The following is a 20,775-nucleotide window of genomic DNA, read 5'->3' as shown; positions in this document are numbered from 1 at the left end:
TCCTCAAACGCCGTTGAAGCACCAGGCGAGAATGCCTTTTTGCGCATGCAGGCGGTTCTCTGCCTCATCGAACACGACAGAGTTCGGTCCGTCCATGATCTCGGACGTGACTTCCTCGCCGCGATGCGCCGGCAGGCAATGCATGAACAGCGCGTCAGCCTTTGCCTCGGTCATCAGACGCTTGTTCACCTGATAGGCGCTGAGCAGGTTGTGACGGCTTGCCTCGTCATCATCGCCCATCGACACCCAGCAATCGGTCACAACACAATCCGTGCCCTTGACGGCCTCAAAGGGATCGTCCGTGACGATGATCGAGGCGCCCTTGGCGCGCGCGGCGGCGATCAGCTCGGCCGGAGGGGCGAGCTCTGCCGGTGTTGCGATACGCATCTCAAAGTCGAGACGCGGAGCCGCATGAACCCAGGACGCCAGCACGTTGTTGCTATCGCCGGTCCAGGCAATCGACTTGCCCTTGATCGAGCCGCGATGCTCTTCGAAGGTCATGATGTCGGCCATGATCTGGCACGGATGCGAGCGCTTGGTCAGGCCATTGATCACCGGAACAGTCGCGTTGGCGGCCAGTTCCTGGAGATCGCTCTCGCTCAGGATCCGGATCATGATGGCATCGACGAAGCGCGACAGGACGCGGGCCGTATCGGCGATGGTCTCGCCGCGGCCAAGCTGCATTTCGGCGCCAGTCAGCATCAGCGTTTCGCCGCCCAGCTCGCGCATGCCGACATCGAAGGAGATGCGAGTCCGGGTCGAGGGCTGCTCGAACACCATGGCCAGCACCTTGCCGGCCAGCGGGCCTTCGCCGCGGCGCACGCCGTTTCGCTCACGCTTCAGCTTGCGGCCGAGGTCGAGGATGGCGCGCAGCTCATCCCCCTCGAAATCGGTGAGATCCAGAAAATGACGCAGGGACTGGGACATGTAATCAGGCTCCGGCCTTTTCGGCGGCAAGGTCTGCCGCGACGGCCTTGGCGGCGGCTTCAATACGGGCGACGGCTTCGCCGATCTCGGCATCCGTGATCGTCAGTGGCGGCAGGATACGCAGCACGTTGTCGCCGGCCGGCACGACCAGCAGTCCGTTGGCACGGACCTTGGCCAGGACTTCCGTGTTCGGACGCACGCATTTCAGGCCGAGCATCAGGCCACGCCCGCGCGTTTCCTGCAGGACCTCAGGATAGGCGTCGATCACGCTGGCGAGCTGCTGCTTGAACAGCAGCGACTTGCGCTGCACCTCTTCGAGGAACCCCGGCTCGAGGATCACATCCAGCACCGCATTGCCGACGGCCATCGCCAGCGGATTGCCGCCGAAGGTGGTGCCATGGGTGCCTGGCACCATGCAGGCAGAGGCGGCCTCAGTCGCAAGGCAGGCGCCCATCGGGAACCCACCGCCAATGCCCTTGGCAACGCCCATCAGATCCGGATGGATGCCAGACCATTCGTAGGCGAACAGCTTGCCTGTCCGGCCGACACCTGTCTGGATTTCATCGAAGATCAGCAGGATGCCTTCCTCGTCGCAGATCTCGCGCAGCTTGCGCAGGAACTCGGCCGGGATCTCGCGGATACCGCCCTCCCCCTGCACCGGTTCGATGCAGAGCGCAGCCGTCGTCGGACCGATGACGGCCTTCAGCGCGTCAAGGTCGCCAACTGGAACCTGAAGGAACCCTGGAGCCTTCGGCCCGAAACCTTCAAGGTATTTTGCCTGGCCGCCAGCCGCGATGGTCGCAATGGTGCGGCCATGGAACGCGCCCTCAAACGTGATGATGTCGATCCGCTCCGGATGCCCATTGGCATAGTGGAAGCGACGGGCCGTCTTGAAGCACGCCTCCATCGCTTCTGCACCAGAGTTGGTGAAGAAGACGCGATCCGCGAAGGTCGCCTCGCTCAGCCGCCGTCCCAACTTCTCCTGACCTTGCATCTGGTAGAGGTTGGAGACATGCCAGAGCTTGTCCGCCTGGTCTTTCAGGGCCGCGACAAGATGGGGATGCGAGTGACCGAGCGCATTCACCGCAATACCTGAACCGCAATCGAGAAATCGGCGGCCATCCGACGTCTCCAGCCACACGCCTTCTCCACGGACGAAATCAAGTTCCGCCCGAGCGTAGGTGCCGAATAGTGCCGACGCCGTCATATGCTCAACTCCTCATGCGGGGGTCGGGGCTACTTGCCCCGGAAAACCTCTCCGGTTCAGGGATACGTATTGGGATGCCAAAACGGACTGTGCCGCCCATGACAGGCGGCACAACAAACGAGCGACGTTTATACACTGCCCAACGCTGCGCCTGTCAATGCAATTGGCGCATTTCCGCCACTGCCGGACGCGGCGCATCACCGCGCCGTTATCTGGGGAAAAGTCGTTTCGTCCCCGGTTCATGTGCCCCGTCTCCTTGCCTCGCTTTTGGCCGCCATTGTACTGTCCTGTCTGTCGGATACGACATCTCGTGCTGTAGATCACCAAATCATACTGGATATGCCACGTTGGGCGCGGAGCATGCGCGCCTTAACAACTGGTTACTGCCTGAATTTACAATCTACAGCCGGAAACGGCGGGGTGTGACGGATGAGCTGGACTGACGAACGCGTGGAACTGCTGAAGAAACTCTGGTCGGATGGCCTGAGCGCGAGCCAGATTGCTGCCGAACTCGGCGGGATCACGCGCAATGCGGTGATCGGCAAGGTGCATCGGCTTGGGCTGTCCGGGCGCGCCAAGGCAGTCGCACCGACGGCAAAGCCGCGGCGGGCCCGCACACCGGCGAGTGCAGCACCGTCTGCGCCTCGGCCGGCACAGGCGCCCGTGGCTCAGAGCCGTGGGGCAACCGCCCTGAAGATGGAGCCGATGGAAGAAGCGGCGCTTGATGTGCAGCCGCAGGTCGAGCCGATGGCTGAAGTGGTTCCGATTACTGAACGGGCCACGATCTTGACCTTGACCGAACGCACCTGCAAGTGGCCGATCGGCGATCCAAGCACCCAGGATTTCTACTTCTGCGGCCGGCACTCGGATCCAGGCGTGCCTTACTGCGCGCACCACTGCCGCATCGCCTACCAGCCGGTCAATGACCGTCGGCGGGACAAGGACCGCAAGCAGCTCGCTCGCGCCTGATACAGATCTCAGAGGGGGCCAACCAGTCTGTGGTCCCCTCGCCCAGTTGAAGGCCTGCCGGAGCAATCGCCCGGCGGGCCTTTTTCATGTCCTGCGCGGAAAGCGGCACACAGCAAAAAGCCCGCACGTGGCGGGCTTTTCCAGATCAAGGTGTTGGCGACGCGATCAGATCGCAACCGCGAACTGGTCATTGAAGGCATAGCCTGCGCCGCGCACGGTGCGGATCGGATCCTTCACCTTGCCACGGTTGATGGCCTTGCGCAGACGGCCGACATGGACGTCCACCGTCCGCTCGTCCACATAGACGTCATGGCCCCAAACGCCATCGAGCAATTGCTCACGGGAAAAGACGCGGCCAGGCGATGTCATCAGGAACTCGAGCAGACGGAATTCGGTCGGTCCAAGATGGATTTCCTTGCCGTTGCGGCGGACCCGATGCGTCTCGCGGTCCAGTTCGATGTCACCGGCGCGGAGCATGGTCGAGACCACCTCCGGACGGGCCCGGCGGAGGATCGCCCGGACACGCGCCATCAGTTCCGGGATCGAGAACGGCTTGACCACATAATCGTCAGCGCCCGTTGCAAGGCCGCGGATGCGCTCGGCTTCCTCACCGCGCGCCGTCAGCATGATGACGGGAAGACGCTCGGTCTCCGCGCGGGCGCGCAGACGGCGGCAGAGTTCGATGCCCGACAGGCCTGGCAGCATCCAGTCAAGAAGAAGGAGGTCCGGCTGGCTTTCACGCAGCCGGATTTCCGCTTCATCACCGCGAGCACAGGACTCGACGGAGTAACCTTCCGCTTCCAGGTTATAACGCAACAGCAGGCTCAACGGCTCTTCGTCTTCAACGATGAGAACCTTAGGCATTCACACGCTCCAGCAAACAGACGCGAGGACCCGCGTCAGGCGTTCTCGAGATCGGCAAGGCCGGTTTCGTCGATCTTGCGGCGGGCTTCCAGCAACTGGTTGCCGGTGACCATGAAGTACACGTTCTCCGCAATGTTGGTCGCGTGGTCGCCGATGCGTTCAATGTTCTTGGCACAGAACAGGAGATGCGCGCACTGTGTGATCTTGCGCGGATCTTCCATCATGTAGGTCAGGAGTTCACGGAACAGCGACGTGTAGATGGCATCCACTTCGTCGTCCCGTTCGCGCACAACCTGCGCGGCCGCTGCATCATGGCTCGTATAGGCATCGAGGACCGCTTTCAACTGGTTGAGGGCCAGCTCGGCCATGTGCTCGACGCCGAATGCTGCCTTCTTCGAGTTGAAGTCACCATCGATGGCAATGACGCGCTTGGCGATGTTCTTGGCCAGATCGCCCACACGCTCAAGGTCATTGGCGATACGGCCGGCCGCCATGATCTCGCGCAGGTCCTGGCCCATCGGCTGACGCAGCGCGACGATGCGGATGAACTTGGCTTCGATTTCCTGCTGCAGCTCATCAAGACGGGCGTCCTGCAGGATGATCTTGTGCGCTTTCTCCAGATCCTGGGACAGGAGGGCGGTGACGGCGTCATTCACCAGCGTTTCGGCAAGGCCACCCATCTCGGCGACCCGGCCGGCCAGCGCGCGCAGTTCTTCATCATAGGAACTGACGGTATGCTCGGACATATTCAAATCCTTCTCGCGTTGGAGGACCAGAGGACTCAGCCGAAGCGGCCGGTGATATAGTCCTGCGTACGCTTGTCCTGCGGGTTCGTGAAGATGTCCTGGGTAGCACCTTCCTCGACAAGATTGCCAAGGTGGAAGAACGCGGTGCGCTGGGACACACGGGCGGCCTGCTGCATCGAGTGGGTCACGATCACGATGGTGTAGTTGGAACGCAACTCGTCGATGAGTTCTTCCACCTTCGCCGTGGCGATCGGATCAAGCGCCGAGCAGGGCTCGTCCATCAGGATCACTTCCGGGCTGACAGCGATGGCGCGGGCAATGCAGAGCCGCTGCTGCTGGCCACCGGAGAGACCCGTGCCGCCTTCATCGAGGCGATCCTTCACCTCGTTCCAGAGGCCTGCCTTCTGCAGGCTGGCCGAGACTACCTCGTCCAGTTCAGCCTTGGTCCGGGTCAGGCCATGGATGCGAGGGCCGTAGGCGACGTTTTCGTAGATCGACTTCGGAAACGGGTTCGGCTTCTGGAACACCATGCCGACCTTGGCCCGCAGCTGGACCGGGTCAACGCGCGGGTCATAGATGTTTTCGCCGTCGATGGAGATATTGCCTTCGACGCGGCAGATGTCGATTGTGTCGTTCATGCGGTTCAGTGTCCGCAGGAATGTCGACTTGCCACAGCCCGACGGGCCAATGAAGGCCGTTACGGAACACGGCTGAATGTTGATGTTCACGTCCTTGATGGCGTGCTTTTCGCCGTAATAGACCTGAACGTTTTTCGCGACGATCTTGTGCTGGGCGAGGTCCACATCATTCTCCAGATTTACAGAAACGTTCATCGGATGTCCCCTTCTTACCAACGGCGTTCAAAGCGGCGACGCAGGACGATCGCGACCAGGTTCATGACAACAAGGAATATCAGCAGGACGATAATAGCGCCGGAGGCTCGCTCGACGAAGGCGGGGTCACCACGCTGCGTCCAGTTGTAGACCTGAACCGGCAGGGCAGCGGCCGGATCAAGGAAGCCTTCAGGCGGGGCACCTGGGAAGCTTCGGACGAACGACACCATGCCGATAAGCAACAGCGGAGCGGTTTCGCCGAGCGCCTGTGCCAGCCCGATGATCGTTCCGGTCAGGATTCCAGGGGCAGCCAGGGGCAGGACGTGATGGAAGATCGACTGCATCTTCGACGCCCCTACCCCCAGGGCCGCATCGCGAATGCTCGGCGGCACAGCTCTCAGGGCAGCACGGGTGGCGATGATGATCGTCGGCAGGGTCATCAGGGTCAGCACGAGGCCACCAACCAGGGAGGCCGATTGCGGCATACCCATGAAATTGATGAACACTGCAAGGCCGAGAATACCGAACACGATCGACGGGACAGCCGCGAGGTTCGAGATGTTCACCTCGATCAGGTCAGTGAACTTGTTCTTCGGTGCGAATTCCTCGAGGTAGATCGAGGCAGCCACGCCGATCGGAACGGCCAGGACGAGAACAATCAGCATCATGTAGGCCGAGCCGATAAAGGCGATCCCGAGACCCGCAGCTTCAGGGCGAAGATCAGAAGCATCCGGTCCGAAGAAGAAGTCCCAGTTGAAGCCGCTGGTCAGAATGCCTGCATCCTGCATCCGCTCGGCGAGCAACAACTGACCAGGCGTGATGTTGCTGTCGAGTTTCGCACTCTCCAGGGTTACGCGCCCCTTGAAATAGCCGTCGACGCGACCGTTCGCATAGGTCTTGAACTTGATCGTCTGACCGACGAGTGACGGATCAGCCAGGACCATATTGCGCAAGGTCGCAGGCGCTTCTTTTGACAGAAGATCAAAGATCTCCTTTTCACTGACGTCAGCGGTGTCGACCTTGTCCCGTGCAAGCTGCTCCATCAAGGCAACCCGCAACACATTACCGTACCCGACGGTGCTGACCTTCTTCAGTTCCTCGACATCCCGTGTGCCAGACTTGTCGAGCACGCTAGCGGTCAAGGGCACATCAATCGTGATGAAGGCCTGGCTGAACGAACCGAGACCACTTGCCAGAATGGACCAAAGCAGAATGACGAGTGCGACGAGACCGACGACGACTGCTGACAGACCGTAGAGGCGGAAGCGCATCTCAGCTGCGTTGCGACGGCGCGTACGTGCGTCGGGATTGTAGATCGACTTCGTCGGAGAAATGGCGACATCGGTCATTCGTATTGCTCCCGATACTTGCGGACGATGTAAAGCGCCACAATATTGAGGCCCAAGGTGAAGACGAAGAGTGTCAATCCAAGCGCAAATGCCACAAGCGTTTCAGGTGAGGCAAATTCTGTGTCGCCCGTTAGCTGACTGACAATCTTCACCGTGACGGTGGTCATGGCTTCAAGCGGATTGAGGCCCAGTTTTGCTGCGGCACCGGCTCCCATGACGACGATCATGGTTTCGCCAATCGCACGGCTTGCAGCCAGCAGGACCGCGCCAACAATTCCAGGCAGCGCAGCCGGCATGACAACCTGGCGTATCGTTTCGGATCGTGTTGAACCGAGACCATAGGCCCCATCACGCAGGGACTGCGGAACAGCGTTGATGATATCGTCTGACAAGGACGATACGAACGGGATCAACATGATCCCCATCACGATCCCCGCGGTGAGAACAGATGAAGAGCTGTTCCCGAGCCCAAGCGGCTGGGCGAAATAGTCGCGAAGGAAAGGTCCGACCGTAATCAAGGCGAAAAGGCCATAGACGATGGTCGGAATGCCTGCGAGCAGTTCCAGAAGCGGTTTGGCGACCGACCGCATCGGTTTGGACGCATACTCAGCCATGTAGATCGCTGCAAGAAGCCCGATCGGCACGGCGAAGAGCAGTGCCACGAAGGACACGTAGAACGTACCCCAAAGCAGCGGCAGGATACCGAGCTCGGATCCACCACGGAACTGCGGGTTCCAGACAAGACCAAAGAAGAAGTCAGCGGCCGAGTGCATCCGGAAGAAATTGTAGGTCTCGAAAACCAGTGAGAAAACGATACCGAACGTCGTCAACACCGCAACAAGTGAGGCAGCGATCAACATGACGACGGTAAATTTCTCGGATGCGTTGCGGGCGCGGTAATCTTTGCTGATCCGGGTCAGTGACCAGAACAAGCCAGCAATTGCAACGGCAATAACAGCGATGTTCATAAGAACCCGGGACGTGTTGGAATAGTCCCGATAGACTTTGGCCGCTTCGAACACCTGCGGCCCGACATCTGCGCCGAGAGCGACCCCCGCTTCTGCCATGCGCACACGAACATTGCTGAAGTCGGCTCGCATCTGACTGATATCTGACTCAGACAGTGAGCCGTTTGCCGAAAGAACTTCAAGTCCCCTCGCGATACGGCGAACATCCGTCATCACCAGCGTCATCGCCGTATCATCCGTGAGCGACGAACCAACAAGGCTTTCGGAGGACATTCGGTCGATCAGCAGAGGGGCAAGGAACAGCCACAGGCCGGTCAACACGAGGGCCGGCACAGCGGTAAACAGGAAAACGACCTGGCCATAGTGCCCGGGCAGCGAGTGCAATGCCCGCTTGTCACCGCCGACGAGCCCGAGAGCGCGTCTGCGACCAGCAACAGCCCCGAGAATGGCCAGCACGATAACGATGAGAAGAAGGGCGCCGAGGCTCATTGGCTATCCAATCCATGAGAAAATGGGTGGCGCTTCAGCGCCACCCTGGACTTTCGGTACGCCAGGTCCGCTTAGTTGAGCGGGCCCATCACGACTTCGTCGGCAACTGCCTTCTGGGTCGCAGCCAGTTCCGGGTCGGAAACGAGGCCATACTGAGCGAGCGGGCCATCCGGGCCAGCGATGTCGTCAGACATGAAGAACTCGACGTATTCCTTCAGGCCCGGAATGACGCCGATGTGCGCCTTCTTGACGTAGAAGTACAGCGGACGCGAAACCGGATACTCACCCTTGGCAATGCTCTCGACGCTCGGAACAACGCCGCCCATGGTGGCAACCTGGAGCTTGTCGGTGTTGTTCTGGTAGAACGACAGACCGAACACGCCAATCCCCTGCGGGTTGGCAGCAACGCGAGCCAGGGTCTCGGTGTAGTCACCGTCGATGTCGATGGACACGCCATCGGTACGCAGCGCCATGCAGCCCTTGGCAGCGGCCTTGTCGCCGTTGGCGGCAGCAATCAGAGCTTCTTCAACGCCATTGGCCTTGCAACCAGCGTGCAGAACCTTCTCGTCAAACACTTCGCGGGTGCCGTGCTTGGTGCCCGGGATGAAAGCGAGGATGTCCTGAGCCGGCAGATCAGCGCGGACGTCGCTCCACTTCTTGTTCGGGTTAGCTACGAGCTTGCCATCCACCAGGACCTGGGCAGCCAGAGCGGAATGCCAGTCAGCCGGGGTAAAGGCAAAGGAGTTGCCCTTGATGTCCGAAGCGAAGACGATGCCGTCATAGCCGATGCGGACTTCCATGATGTCCGTCACGCCGTTCTTGGCGCACAGCTCGATGTCCGACTTGCTGATGCGGCTGGACGAGTTGGCGATGTCGATGGTGTTCACACCAACGCCTTCGCACAGCTTCTTGCGGCCAGCACCCGAACCGCCGGATTCCACGACCGGGGTCGGGAAGTCAGTGTTTTCGCCGAACGCTTCAGCAACGATCGAGGCGTAGGGGAGGACGGTGGAGGAACCAGCGATCTGGACCTGGTTGCGGGCCTGGGCAACACCAGAAACGGCAGTAGCAGCAACCGCGATGGCCGCCACGCTAACGAGAGACTTAAACTTCACTTGACCACTCCCTTCGAATGTCAAGGTTTCTAGATCACCACCAGATCCCTTTCGAGACCTAGGCGATGGGCGGACCATAGGTCGGCGTGATGTGACTCGTATGACACTTGCGTATCAGTTTCATGACATTGCAAATCTTTGCAATTATTTGCTTTTTCTTCGTCAGCTCCATCAGGGCAATCGTCAGTGTGACGCTTTTGTGCCGAAGCGGAAACCATCCGGCCCCTGTCCGGATTGCGTATGCCGAAAGCTGAAACACCCGATGCCCTGTATCAATTTCCCGCAAGGACAGGGGCAATGCGGAGGCGCTGCTCGTCCCGCTCCGTATCGGGAAGCGGTATGAGGCCTTTCTCCTTCAGGTAACCGGACGGACCCCAGGCCTCTTCCCGCGTCAGTTCGGACACATAGTCCGCAATGCCAGGAACTTTGCCGACATGCTCCAGCTTGACATAGGTGAACAGCGGGCGGGCAAGGGGATAACTGCCATTGGCAATATTAGAGAAATCCGGCTCGATGCCCTGAATCATGGCCCCCTTGAGGTGGCTCGTGTTCTTGTTCAGGAACGAGAACCCGAAGATGCCGAGCGCCTTTGGATTGGCGTCGAGGAACTGCACGATCAGGTCGTCGTTCTCGCCGGTGTCGAGAAATGCCCCATCTTCCCGGATCGCGTGGCAGGTCTTGCCCTTGAGGCCGAGTTTAACGGCATCTTCAATCAGCGCGCATCCACCTTCCATGGCCATTTCCACGAAGGCGTCGCGGGTGCCGGATGTCGGCGGTGGGCCAAGGACCTCGATCGGGCTATCGGGAAGAGATGGATCAATCTGCGACCAGGTTCGGTAGGGATTGTCCACCAGCTTGCCATCAACCGGCACCTTGGCCCCCAGCGCCAGGAAGATCTGCTGAAGCGTCAGGTTAAAATCGGGCGCATCCTTGAAATTCGCGACAACGATGCCGTCAAAGCCGATCTTCAACTCGGTCGCGGTGACGCCGTTGGCCGCGCAGACCTTCGCTTCGGCCGCTTTCATCGCCCGCGACGCGTTGGTGATGTCCGGCGTCTGCGGGCCGGTCCCGGCGCAGAAGAATTCCATCCCGCCGCCAGTTCCGGTCGATTCCACAATCGGCATCATGATCTTGCCCGACATGCCGATGCGCTCTGCTACCGTCTTTGAAAACGGAAACACTGTCGAGGACCCGACGATCTGGAGTTGCTCGCGCTCGAAGGCACCTGCCGGCGCGATCACGCAAAGCCCCAGAACCCCTGCAAGTCCGAGTTTTATACCAGCAGCGTACACCCTACACTCCTGTCTGCCATTGCCCTGCACAGACAGTTATCGGAACTCGTTGAGCCTAATGTGACAATGCGGCGCGTTTCTCTTAGCCGGCAATGCGACCCGACAGTCTGTCTGCCGGCGGCACGGGTTCCGGAAAGGTAACAGCAAACCGGGCCCCTTCACCCGGACGGCTGTCGATATCCAGCCGGGCCCTGTGCCGGGTCAGGATATGCTTGACGATGGCAAGACCCAGACCGGTGCCCTTCATTGCCCGGCTCGAGGCGACATCGACCCGGTAGAACCGCTCCGTCAGACGGGGCAGGTGTTCAGGCGCAATGCCCTCGCCGTAATCCCTGACCGCCAGACACCAGCCGCTCGGCTTGCCCGCTTCGATTGTGATGTCGATCCGCTTGCCGATGCTTCCGTATTTCAGTCCGTTTTCGATCAGGTTCTCGGCGACCTGGATGAGTTCGTCGCGATCCCCGCGCACGAGAACTTCACCGGGAGGCGCTGTCAGGCCAATCTCGAGATCGAGTTCCCGTGCCAGCGGCGAGAGGGCATCCATCGTGTGCCGGACGATCTCGGCGAGGTCGACCTGCGTTTCCGGGCGAACATGGGCCTTGAGCTCGATCCGCGACAGGGAAAGGATATCGTCGATCAGCCGGCGCATGCGGTTGGCCTGATCGAGCATGATGGCGAGAAACCGCTCCCGCGCCACTGCATCTTCCCTGGCCGGCCCCTGCAGCGTTTCGATGAAGCCGGTCAGGGAGGCCAGCGGCGTGCGCAGTTCATGGCTGGCATTGGCGACAAAATCCGTGCGCATCCGCTCAAGCCGGCGCTGTTCGGTCAGGTCCCTGATCGCAACCAGCAGGAAATCCGGGTTGCCGCCGGTTGCGGCCGTGCCGTTTGCGGCAGGCATGTGGATCGGTGCAATACTGGCCTCGAACCAGGATTCCGTCGGCACCTTTTCAGCCCACTCGATGCGTTCCACCGTGCCGTTGGTGCGGGCCCGGTCAAAGGCCTCCAGCAGCGACGGCGCACGCAGGCCGAAGGACACAGGATCCCCGGGTCGGACGCCGCTGTAGCGGGCACGGGCCACTGTATTGACATAGCGGGTGATCCCGCGCCCATCGACCAGGAAACAGGGCATCGACAACGCATCCACCGTCACCTTCATCCCGGTGCCTGGCCACAGACGTCTCTGGTCGCGGCGATCGTCCAGCAAGACAGCGGGTGGCAGCAGGCCGGGGCGCGGCGTGACAAGGACTATGGCCAGAAGCAATCCCGCGGCGGCAAGCACAGCTGGAACCGGCACTCCATAAACCGCGGCGGCAAGCCCCATCAACAGCAAGGCGGCGAACAGCAGCCACTTCACGTCGAGAATTCTGCGCAAGGGAGACGTCACCGGACCACTACGCGGCGCAGGTTCGGTCACTTCGGTATTGTCGGCCATGGCACTCCCCGGCGCCTCCTCCCGGCTCTTGAGACTGGTGCAAAACTGAACCGGCCAAATAACACAGGGCAGATGTCAGTTGCGCGACAATCCGGTCGTCAATCCACACGCGCGCAATAAGTCGGCTCACCAAATCCGGTGGATGGGCTCAGCGCCGCCCGGCCATCGCCGCCAACCGTGCAAGGCAAAGCGGCCAGCCGGCCGGCGAGGCCATCTGCGCCCGGTATGCGTCCGCACTTTCACCGTGACGGATAAAGTCCGTATGAACCAGTTCCAGCCGGGTCGCCTCGCCCGCCTCGCGGAAAGACATCATCACGCGGCTGGCCGCCGCGGGATCGGCTATGGTCTGGCGGTCCGGGGCGATCTGCCAGGCGATGCGCAGATACAAAGGTCGCTCGATTGACAGCACGGTGCCCCAGACGATGCGCGTTCCGCCCCGGTCCTGCTCGTAGCATTGTCCGCCAAGGTGAGGATCGATGCCGATATCATCGAGGTTATCGCCCAGAAACGTGTACTCGCGCGGCCACCAGGCCGCGAACCGCTCGACCACCAGTTCGAAGGCTTGTGGCCGGGCAAGCGGCAACACGACTTCAAGAGATATGGACTGCTCGGGATTGGACATGGTCTATTGCCGCCGGTTTCGTGTTCATGGGCCCGACAGACGGGCGCGTCTTCAAGGTCCCGAACCTAACCAAGGCACATTACCGATTCACGGCAGTTCGGCAATGGCGCGGCCCGGCGACCGGATTTTCCGGGTCTCGGCAGCACTGTTTCGCCCCGGAGTGACCCAATGTCCAGGCTCGTCCACGACCTTCATTTCGACCCCGCCTATGGCATGGCTGTTGAGGTTCTGCCTGGCATCCGGCGGTTGACCGCAGCCAATCCGGGCCCTTTCACCTTTCACGGCACCAACACCTACCTCGTGGGAACACAGGATCTTGCCGTCATCGATCCGGGCCCCGACGATGAGGGCCACATCGCAGCCATTCTCCGGGCTGCAGGCGGTGCGCGAATCAGCACGATTCTCGTCAGCCACACGCACAAGGATCACTCGCCGGCCGCCCGGCCCCTGGCGCACCGCACCGGAGCAAAGATCATCGGCTGCAGGCCGCATCACAGCGCCCGCGATCTGACACTTGGCGAAATCAATCCGCTTGATGCCAGTTCGGACCGGGAATTCCGGGCAGACGAGGAACTTGCCGACGGGGCGGAACTGGATGTTTCGGCCGGACGGTTCGTCGCCGTTGCTACCCCGGGACACACGGCAAATCATCTGGCCTTCGCACTCCCAGATGAGAATGTCCTGTTCTCCGCCGATCACGTCATGGCCTGGTCGACATCCATCGTCGCACCACCGGACGGGTCAATGCAGGACTATCTGGACTCGCTGGATGTCCTGCTGCAGCGCAGCGAAGAAACCTATCTGCCCGGACACGGCGCTGTGCTTCATTCGGCGCATGACTATGTGGCGGCCTTGAAAGACCACAGACTTCGGCGGGAGGCTGCAGTCCTTGCCGTACTTGGCGGCGCTCCCCTGTCCGTTCCGCAGATCGTGGACGCGGTCTATGTCGGCCTTGAGCCATCCTTGAAGGGAGCAGCAGCCCTGTCAGTGCTTGCCCAACTGGAGCGCCTGATCGCACTGGGGCTTGTGAGCCCCGGCCACGACGGAGGTCTGTCCGACCACTACACCCGGGCCGGATGAAACATCTTCATCCCTGAGGCAGGTCTTCCTCATAAATTTCGTCAAGCTCGCCCGGAAGGCTCCCCGGACCAGACGGCACTGCCAGCGGCTTCATCGACGGCAGAGGCACGGCTCCCGCTCCGGCGGATTGCGGCTGCTCGGTGAGCAACGGCAACTCTTCCACCACGGTGGCAGCCGCCTCCTCCGCCGTCACAGTGAGTTTTGCGATGTCGCCATAGGCTTCCGTCAAGGTCTCGTCGAGCGCCCGGTAAAACCCGCGAATGCGCCAGGCATTGAGCCCGAGGTCATGCGTCGGCAGTGCGCTGCGTGCCCTGACATCAATCAATGCGCCTGTGCGGTCCGGACGGACCCGGATGGTCAGATCATTGGCGATTGCCACTACAGGCACCTGTGTCTTGACCTCAATCAGGGTTGGCGCATCGCGCATATCTGGTGGCAGTTCAGCAAGTACCGTCCATCGTTCCTTTTCGACAACCTTGAGGACCGCCGCATGCAGATCGGACGGACTGATGCGGAAGCGGCGGGAGACGATGTCCGGATAAGCTCCCCGCTGGATTTCCCCGCTAGCGGCAGCAGCGCTCGCTGAGACGAGGGCCAGAGGCTCGCCAGCGAAGGAAGGCGGATCATTCAGGTCGGTGCTGACATCTGTCAGGGGCGGAAATGCTGCGGTCGCGGCCAGCACAGCGGCCGCAGGAGCAAGCATGATCAGCCCGTAGAACAGGCCGCGGGCGGCATCGGCAACTCCAATACCTCCCTTGTTCCACCAGTTTGCAATCGCGATGCAACTCATCGCTACACCGGTGAGACCGAGGACGACGGCGGCCAGAAGCGTGTTGGCCAGATCCTGGGCGCCAATCACTCCGGACCGGTGGGCCAGAATGCCTGCAAGCAAAGTCGGCAAGCCGAGCGCTGCGATGAACCGGGCGGCACGTGCCAGTTCGGATCGGCGGACTGGATATCTCTTGCGCAATCGGCCCCTCCGGCTTCTTGAGCCTGCGAGGAAGCATCCTAGCCGAACATCGGACAAATACCAGACAGATGGGAGCGGATCAGCCTTCCATGCGATCCAGCCAGTCGAGAAGGTCATCAAGACCATCGAAAACATGATCGGCATGCGGCGCCAGGACTGACGCGCCCACAGTGCCGGTTGTGACAGCCACCCGCCGTACCCCGGCATTTCGGCCAGCGTGCATATCGTGGAGGCTGTCGCCGACCAGGGCGATCTCATGCGGCGCCAGACCGGTTTCCCGGCTGAAGGCCAGGATCATGCCCGGCTCAGGCTTCGGACCATGGCCACTGTCATATCCGAAAACATGGGCAAAACAGTCGCTGAGGCCGAGCGCTTCCATCTGCGCACGAGCAGCGGCTTCCGTATCATTGGTGGCGATCCCGAGGACATAGCCGGCAGCGTGCAACGTGCGGATCGTTGGTTCGAGCGTTGCAAACGGTGCGAGGCTTTCAAGGCCGAAGCGGAAGAGATGCGCCTCCATCTCCAGCAGCAACGCCCGTGAATCAGTTACGCCGAGCACGCGGGCCCAGTCATCCAGCACCGTATCATTTGCACCTGCTACAAAAGGCGAGTTCGGGTCGAACAGTCCCTCTCCAAGGTCGAAACCGCTGATACGGGCAAGTTCCCCTTTCAGGGCGACATCACCCGCGGCCATTGTCTCGAGCAGGCGACCGAATGCTGGTGACCAGGTTTGCTGGAAATCGATGAGGGTGCCATCCTTGTCAAAGAGGATCGCTTTGATCGCCGTCTGCGGGCGTGCACTCATGAACCGTCTCCGGGGCGGCGGGTATTGTGACCGGCTGCCGCATCGTCTTCATGTTCCCTGCCGCGACGAACAGGCCTCATCCACTTGACTGCAGTGATGGCTCCGCGGGCATCAGGCCCCTGCGATTCATCCGCCGGGTAAGGGAAACAGCCACGCTCTTTGCAAATGCGCAAGCCCATGCGGACGATTCGGCGCGTCAACACCGGTCAAAGCCACACAAGCTCGTGGATACTGGCTCTTGCGCGGCCAATATGCTTCCCGGTCATCATGGCGACGTCCATTGCAATGGCCCAGCGGCGGTTCGCCTGCCTGACTTGAAAACGGATGGGCAGATGGTCGGCCGGGTTTCAGATGGCCTGTCGCAGGTCACGTGCCGGAGACGTTCTGTCACGAAAGTTCAAGCCGATATCGCTATTTCACTCTTTTCGCCGGCTTTGCTTGAGAGTATGAGTTAACCAAGCGTCACCTCTACCCGGTGAGGCTTGGGATCCGTGTTAATTTTCAGTAGTTTGCACTGCAAAAGAGACACGCGCCCGAGGCGTTGGCCACAAGGCCGCCGCAATCGAGGCGCAGCAGTTCTCCTGTCAACGCCCCCAAAACCGGATATTCGTTCATGACGAGCGCAACCGAGAAGAAACCAGAGACTGCCCCGAACCTCGTGCAGCAATACAAGCCTGTCGCCATCCAGGCCATATCAGCTGCCATGTGCGTGAAGGCTGCCGGGACCGCAAAGCGGTAACCGGCATCGTAACTGCCCCGGCGCCAGGCAGTCCCGCTGCCTGCGCCGGAGGGCTGCGCACCAGAATGCCCTTCATTACTTCGCTGACAAATCAATAACTTCGGCTTGGCGGAAGTGTGTTCCCATGGCATGGTCCGGCAAGTTGACATTGCCGGCGGAGCCTGGGACATGATCATCGTCTATACGCCGACCACGAACGGTTTCGCCCGATCAGAGGTTCCATCCGGCGGCAACATTCCAATGACCGCGGTCTGGATTGACTTGTTCAACCCGACCCACGAGGAACAACTCGCCGCCGAACATATGATGGGCGCCGAGATCCCGACCCGCGAGGAAATCGCATCCATCGAGACGTCCGAACGGCTTTATGATGAGCCGGGTGCCATCGTCATGACAGGCTTGCTGCCTATGGCCGCACGCACGCCCGACCCCAAACTCTCCTCGGTGACGTTCGTCCTCAGCGCCAAGCGTCTGGTCACCGTGCGCTATGGCGAGCCGCAATCCATCGTCAATTGTTCCCGCAAGGTGCAAAGCGATCCGACCATTCCTCGCAATGGACCGGGGGTTCTTTTCGTGATGCTCGACATCATCATCGATCGCTGCGCCGATGTGCTGGAGGAAGCGTCGGATTCCTTCGACAAGATGTCGGTCAAGGTGTTCGAGGAGGGGCTGAGTTCCCGCAAGGCTGACACCTATCGCGCCGCCATCCGCATGCAGGGCCGCATTGGCCTGCAGGTCGCCCGCATGCATGACGTTTGCGCCAGCCTGCTGCGCCTGTTCCTGTTTCTTGCCAGCAGGGCACAACGTGTCGGCCTGACCGATGAGCAGACAGCGGCCTGCAAGACCTATGGCCGTGACATCCAGTCGATCAAGGAACATGCCGACGCACTCGACACCAAGCTGAGCTTCCTGCTGGACGCCACCGTCGGCCTCGTCAATCTGGAGCAGAACCAGATCATCAAGATCTTCTCGGTTCTTGCGGTCATCTTCATGCCGCCGACGCTGATCGCGTCCATCTACGGCATGAACTTCGAGAACATGCCGGAACTGAAGTGGGAGTATGGCTATCCCTATTCGCTCGGCCTGATGGTGGTCTCGGTCGGCCTCACCTTCCTCTATTTCCGCATGAAGAAGCTGCTCTGAAGCCTTCGCTTCCGAGCAGCTTCATTTACAGCGTCAGGGATAGAGCCGCGCCTTGTCCCAAGCCGCATCCCCGCTCGGGCGTGTGAAGCGGACCCGGTCATGCAGCCGGAACGGGCGGTCGTGCCAGAACTCGATCTCCAGCGGCGTGATCCTGAGGCCGGTCCAGTGGTCGGGGCGAGGAATCTCGCCAATGCCGAACCTGGCCGTGTAGCGCGCCACTTCCTTTTCAAGCGCAAACCGGCTTTCGAGCGGCCGTGACTGCTTTGACGCCCAGGCTCCGATCCGGCTGCCCCGGGCGCGCGACTGGTAATACTCGTCCGCCTCCTGGTCGCTGACCACATCCACCAGCCCGCGCACGCGGACCTGACGGCGCAGCGACTTCCAATGGAAGCACAGGGCAGCCTTGCGGGCGGACATCAGCTCGCGTCCCTTGGCGCTCTCCAGGTTGGTGTAGAAGACGAAGCCGCGCTCATCGAAGCCCTTCAAAAGCACCATCCGCACATTCGGCAGGCCATCCGGGTCCACCGTCGCCAGGGCAACAGCGTTGGGATCGTTGAGCTCCTTGGGCTCGGCATCAGCAAGCCATTTTGCAAAAAGGTCAAATGGCTCCGCGACTTCCGTGAAATCACCGTTTGTTAAGTCTTTTGAGGAAGTGTCATCACTCTGGGTCATTGGCTCTGTCGGCTGGTCTGGGTGGGGTATCCGGTGGCCGTCGGGGCGGCATGATCCGGGTGAGAAGGGCCCTTGGTGATGCGTAACCTTCCATATCCGGGATCGCTTTCCAAGCGTCTCGGGCTGCTTGCGACATTTTTGTCGGTCAACATTGGTCTTGGTGCCTGCGCCCAGATAAGCGGGCCACTTGCCACCAGCGACGTGGTCGATATGAGCGATGTCACAGGCTCCATAGACAGTGCGGGGGCCAGTGCGGGCAACGGGCCAGTCACGGAGGTGGCAGGCGCGAGTTCTCAGGCACGTTCATCCGACATCGATGCGACGGACCGGAAACTGATAGCCCTGGCCATTGCAACCGCGCCAGCGCCAGGCAACGCGATCAGTATCCCCTGGCTCAATCCGGCAAGCGGCAATTCGGGTACGATCATCGCACTCACCCCGGAAGGACGGGACCTGCTTGGCTGTGTCGCCTTTCGCACCACCGCCAACACCATCCAGGGTGTCCGGGCCTATGACGGCAATGCCTGCCGCGATGCGCGCCAGCAAATGGCGGTGATCAATCTGGCGGAAGCCAAGATCTGACGCTGCGGGATTTGCGCCAGTCCGGGACAAGGCTGATCTGGTACAACTGCCCCTCGCATCATATATTCCAGTCACGATAGTTAAATCGGCAGACGGCTGCGCCGACCCCGGTGCACCTGCCCCAACAGCGGACCACACATGCGCGATCCCTACTCCGTGCTTGGCGTACCCAAGTCGGCGACCGAACAGGACATCAAGCGAGCCTTCCGCAAGCTCGCCAAACAGTACCATCCGGATCAGAACGCCAACAATCCGGAGGCGCAGTCCCGGTTTTCCGAGATCAATCAGGCTTATGAGATCCTTGGCGACAAGGAGAAGCGGCCCAAATTCGACCGCGGCGAAATCGATGCCGATGGCAAGCCGAAGTTCCAGACGCATGGCTTCGAAGGCTTTTCCGACTTCGATCCGTTCCGCGACGCCGGTGCCACACGCGGCTTCCGCGCCTCGGGTGGACCGACAGGCGGCGCAAGCGGCGGCGGTGGCGGCTTCGACGACATTCTGAACGACATACTCGGCGGGTTCGGCGCGCGTCGCGGTGGCGGTGCTTCGGGCAACGCTGGAACGGGCGCGGGACGCTCGTCCATGCCGCAGCCTGGCAAGACTGCCGAGATCACGCTTGCTGTCACGCTTGAGGAACTGGCCCGCGACGGCAAGGCCCGCGTAACATTGCCGTCGGGCAAGAGCGTTGACATGAGGATCCCGGCCGGCACCGAGGAAGGCGACAAGATCCGCCTGCGCGGCCAGGGCCACCCCGGCCTCAATGGTGGCCCGGCAGGCGACATCGTGGTGGAAATTCGCCTGCGCCCGCACAAGCTGTTCGAGGTCAAGGCGTCGGACCTGCACCTCGATCTGCCGCTGACCCTTTATGAGGCCGTGCTGGGCGCGAAGATCCGCACGCCGACGCTCGATGGCGCCGTCAACCTCACCATCCCGGCTGGCTCCAGCAGTGGCAAGGTCATGCGACTGAAGGGCAAAGGGCTACCGACCAAGACTGGCGGCCACGGTGACTTGTTGGTCCGGCTCGAGATCGTTCTCCCGCCACACGGCGATGAGGAACTGGCCACCTTGATGAAAGCCTGGAAGGAAATCACGCCCTATCCAGCGCGCGGGCCCGAGTTCGACTGAGAAATCAAAATTGCCTGCCCGCGTTGATCGGCCTCCCCAAGCCGAAAGAACGCGGGCGCACAAGGTCAGTCCGAAACGGGTCAGCCGCGGCCCTTGGACATGAACGCAGTAAAGGCGGTGATTGCCTCGGCAGAGGACAGCCGGGAAGCGAAAAGCTTCGCCTCCTCGTCCATGCGCTGCAGCAGGTCAGTGCGATCGCCGCGCAGCAGATCCCGCGACAGCCGCATGGCCTCGACCGGCTTGGATGCGATGGCATGCGCCGTTGCAAGCGCGCGTGCTTCCAGTTGCTCCTCCGGCACCACGTGATTGACGAGACCTGCCGCCTGCGCCGCCTCTGCGCTGAAGCCTTCGCCAAGGCAAAGCAGCTCAAAGGCTCGCTGGTGGCCCATCAGGCGCGGTGCGAGCAGGCTCGAACCGGCCTCCGGCACCAGCCCCAGGTCCACAAACGGGGACTTGATCAGCGTGCGCGGGCTGGCGAACACCATGTCGCAATGGAACAGCAACGTCGTGCCAACGCCAATCGCGAGGCCATCAACCGCAGCCACCAGCGGCTTCTGCGCACGCGCCAGCGCATCGAGAAACTGCAGCACCGGCATCTTGGCGAAGTCACTCTTGCCCGCATGTTGCAGGAAATCGGCGATGTCATTGCCCGCCGTGAAGGCCCCGGGACTGCCGCAGATCATGTGGCAGCGCACGTCGCCATCGCTGTCGCCCGCTTTCAGTCCCTCGGCCAGGGCGGTGTACATGTCGCCGGTGATGGCATTTTTCTTTTCAGGGCGGTCAAAGCGCAGGACATTAACGCCGCCGTCGCGGTGGATGCGGATCATCTCGGGTACTCCTTGTGCG

At 61.3% G+C, this 20,775-nt stretch carries 21 protein-coding genes; 6 read left to right on the top strand and 15 right to left on the bottom strand.

Annotated elements, in window-relative coordinates:
• Positions 1–3: 3 nt before the first annotated feature.
• Positions 4–927, bottom strand: coding sequence for an ornithine carbamoyltransferase (argF, locus tag C8348_RS02460; protein WP_106751694.1), 924 nt, complete (start codon positions 925–927; stop codon positions 4–6).
• Positions 928–931: 4 nt separating this feature from the next.
• A complete protein-coding gene (locus tag C8348_RS02455; RefSeq protein ID WP_106751693.1) occupies positions 932–2,134 on the bottom strand; it encodes an aspartate aminotransferase family protein in 1,203 nt (400 codons plus the stop codon).
• A 429-nt stretch (positions 2,135–2,563) separates the two neighbouring features.
• Here C8348_RS02455 and C8348_RS02450 point away from each other — a divergent pair, with 429 nt between their 5' ends.
• A complete protein-coding gene (locus tag C8348_RS02450) occupies positions 2,564–3,103 on the top strand; it encodes a GcrA family cell cycle regulator (RefSeq protein ID WP_106751692.1) in 540 nt (179 codons plus the stop codon).
• Positions 3,104–3,268: 165 nt separating this feature from the next.
• Here the strand turns inward: C8348_RS02450 and phoB are convergent, their stop codons facing one another.
• From phoB to C8348_RS02405, 9 genes are all read right to left on the bottom strand, one after another.
• Complete coding sequence (phoB, locus tag C8348_RS02445) at positions 3,269–3,967, bottom strand: phosphate regulon transcriptional regulator PhoB (protein ID WP_106751691.1); 699 nt, start codon at positions 3,965–3,967, stop codon at positions 3,269–3,271.
• Between the two features lie 35 nt (positions 3,968–4,002).
• Positions 4,003–4,713, bottom strand: coding sequence for a phosphate signaling complex protein PhoU (phoU, locus tag C8348_RS02440; RefSeq protein WP_106751690.1), 711 nt, complete (start codon positions 4,711–4,713; stop codon positions 4,003–4,005).
• A gap of 35 nt (positions 4,714–4,748) precedes the next feature.
• Entirely contained in the window at positions 4,749–5,546 is a 798-nt protein-coding gene (pstB, locus tag C8348_RS02435) for a phosphate ABC transporter ATP-binding protein PstB (protein WP_106751689.1), read from the bottom strand.
• A 14-nt stretch (positions 5,547–5,560) separates the two neighbouring features.
• Positions 5,561–6,895, bottom strand: coding sequence for a phosphate ABC transporter permease PstA (gene pstA / locus C8348_RS02430; protein ID WP_106751688.1), 1,335 nt, complete (start codon positions 6,893–6,895; stop codon positions 5,561–5,563).
• A complete protein-coding gene (gene pstC / locus C8348_RS02425; RefSeq protein ID WP_106751687.1) occupies positions 6,892–8,352 on the bottom strand; it encodes a phosphate ABC transporter permease subunit PstC in 1,461 nt (486 codons plus the stop codon). Before pstC ends, pstA begins: the two co-directional genes overlap by 4 nt.
• Before the next feature lie 71 nt (positions 8,353–8,423).
• The gene (locus C8348_RS02420) at positions 8,424–9,467 is read right to left on the bottom strand and encodes a substrate-binding domain-containing protein (RefSeq protein WP_106751686.1); all 1,044 of its coding nucleotides are present in this window, start codon (positions 9,465–9,467) and stop codon (positions 8,424–8,426) included.
• Between the two features lie 272 nt (positions 9,468–9,739).
• Positions 9,740–10,759 carry a substrate-binding domain-containing protein gene (locus tag C8348_RS02415; RefSeq protein ID WP_244293928.1) on the bottom strand — a complete coding sequence of 340 codons (1,020 nt, stop codon included), beginning with the start codon at positions 10,757–10,759 and terminating at the stop codon, positions 9,740–9,742.
• Positions 10,760–10,841: 82 nt separating this feature from the next.
• On the bottom strand, positions 10,842–12,191 hold the full coding sequence (locus C8348_RS02410) for an ATP-binding protein (RefSeq protein ID WP_106751685.1): 1,350 nt from the start codon (positions 12,189–12,191) through the stop codon (positions 10,842–10,844).
• Between the two features lie 148 nt (positions 12,192–12,339).
• Positions 12,340–12,813, bottom strand: coding sequence for an SRPBCC family protein (locus C8348_RS02405; RefSeq protein ID WP_106751684.1), 474 nt, complete (start codon positions 12,811–12,813; stop codon positions 12,340–12,342).
• 168 nt (positions 12,814–12,981) lie between these two features.
• On the opposite strand from C8348_RS02405, the gene C8348_RS02400 reads away from it, so the two are divergent.
• Positions 12,982–13,893 (top strand): MBL fold metallo-hydrolase, encoded by a 912-nt coding sequence (locus C8348_RS02400; protein WP_106751683.1) that lies wholly within the window; start codon positions 12,982–12,984, stop codon positions 13,891–13,893.
• A 7-nt stretch (positions 13,894–13,900) separates the two neighbouring features.
• Here C8348_RS02400 and C8348_RS02395 read toward each other — a convergent pair whose 3' ends face one another.
• Positions 13,901–14,863 carry a DUF1499 domain-containing protein gene (locus tag C8348_RS02395; protein ID WP_157950359.1) on the bottom strand — a complete coding sequence of 321 codons (963 nt, stop codon included), beginning with the start codon at positions 14,861–14,863 and terminating at the stop codon, positions 13,901–13,903.
• Between the two features lie 79 nt (positions 14,864–14,942).
• A complete protein-coding gene (locus C8348_RS02390) occupies positions 14,943–15,668 on the bottom strand; it encodes an HAD family hydrolase (protein WP_106751681.1) in 726 nt (241 codons plus the stop codon).
• Positions 15,669–16,281: 613 nt separating this feature from the next.
• Here C8348_RS02390 and C8348_RS22505 point away from each other — a divergent pair.
• Together C8348_RS22505 and C8348_RS02385 are read left to right on the top strand one after the other, a co-directional pair.
• A complete protein-coding gene (locus C8348_RS22505; RefSeq protein WP_279629373.1) occupies positions 16,282–16,407 on the top strand; it encodes a hypothetical protein in 126 nt (41 codons plus the stop codon).
• 168 nt (positions 16,408–16,575) lie between these two features.
• Complete coding sequence (locus tag C8348_RS02385; RefSeq protein WP_106752016.1) at positions 16,576–17,550, top strand: magnesium transporter CorA family protein; 975 nt, start codon at positions 16,576–16,578, stop codon at positions 17,548–17,550.
• 33 nt (positions 17,551–17,583) lie between these two features.
• Here C8348_RS02385 and pdxH read toward each other — a convergent pair whose 3' ends face one another.
• Positions 17,584–18,222: a pyridoxamine 5'-phosphate oxidase gene (gene pdxH, locus C8348_RS02380; RefSeq protein WP_106751680.1), complete on the bottom strand. Its 639-nt coding sequence runs from the start codon at positions 18,220–18,222 to the stop codon at positions 17,584–17,586.
• Between the two features lie 78 nt (positions 18,223–18,300).
• On the opposite strand from pdxH, the gene C8348_RS02375 reads away from it, so the two are divergent.
• The gene (locus C8348_RS02375; RefSeq protein ID WP_106752015.1) at positions 18,301–18,804 is read left to right on the top strand and encodes an RT0821/Lpp0805 family surface protein; all 504 of its coding nucleotides are present in this window, start codon (positions 18,301–18,303) and stop codon (positions 18,802–18,804) included.
• A gap of 138 nt (positions 18,805–18,942) precedes the next feature.
• Positions 18,943–19,929 (top strand): DnaJ C-terminal domain-containing protein, encoded by a 987-nt coding sequence (locus C8348_RS02370; RefSeq protein WP_106751679.1) that lies wholly within the window; start codon positions 18,943–18,945, stop codon positions 19,927–19,929.
• 80 nt (positions 19,930–20,009) lie between these two features.
• Here the strand turns inward: C8348_RS02370 and C8348_RS02365 are convergent, their stop codons facing one another.
• Positions 20,010–20,756: a crotonase/enoyl-CoA hydratase family protein gene (locus C8348_RS02365; RefSeq protein ID WP_106751678.1), complete on the bottom strand. Its 747-nt coding sequence runs from the start codon at positions 20,754–20,756 to the stop codon at positions 20,010–20,012.
• Positions 20,757–20,775: the final 19 nt, after the last annotated feature.

Source organism: Pannonibacter carbonis, assembly GCF_003012935.1.
GTDB lineage: Bacteria > Pseudomonadota > Alphaproteobacteria > Rhizobiales > Stappiaceae > Pannonibacter > Pannonibacter carbonis.
This window is presented reverse-complemented; position numbering and strand designations above follow the sequence as displayed.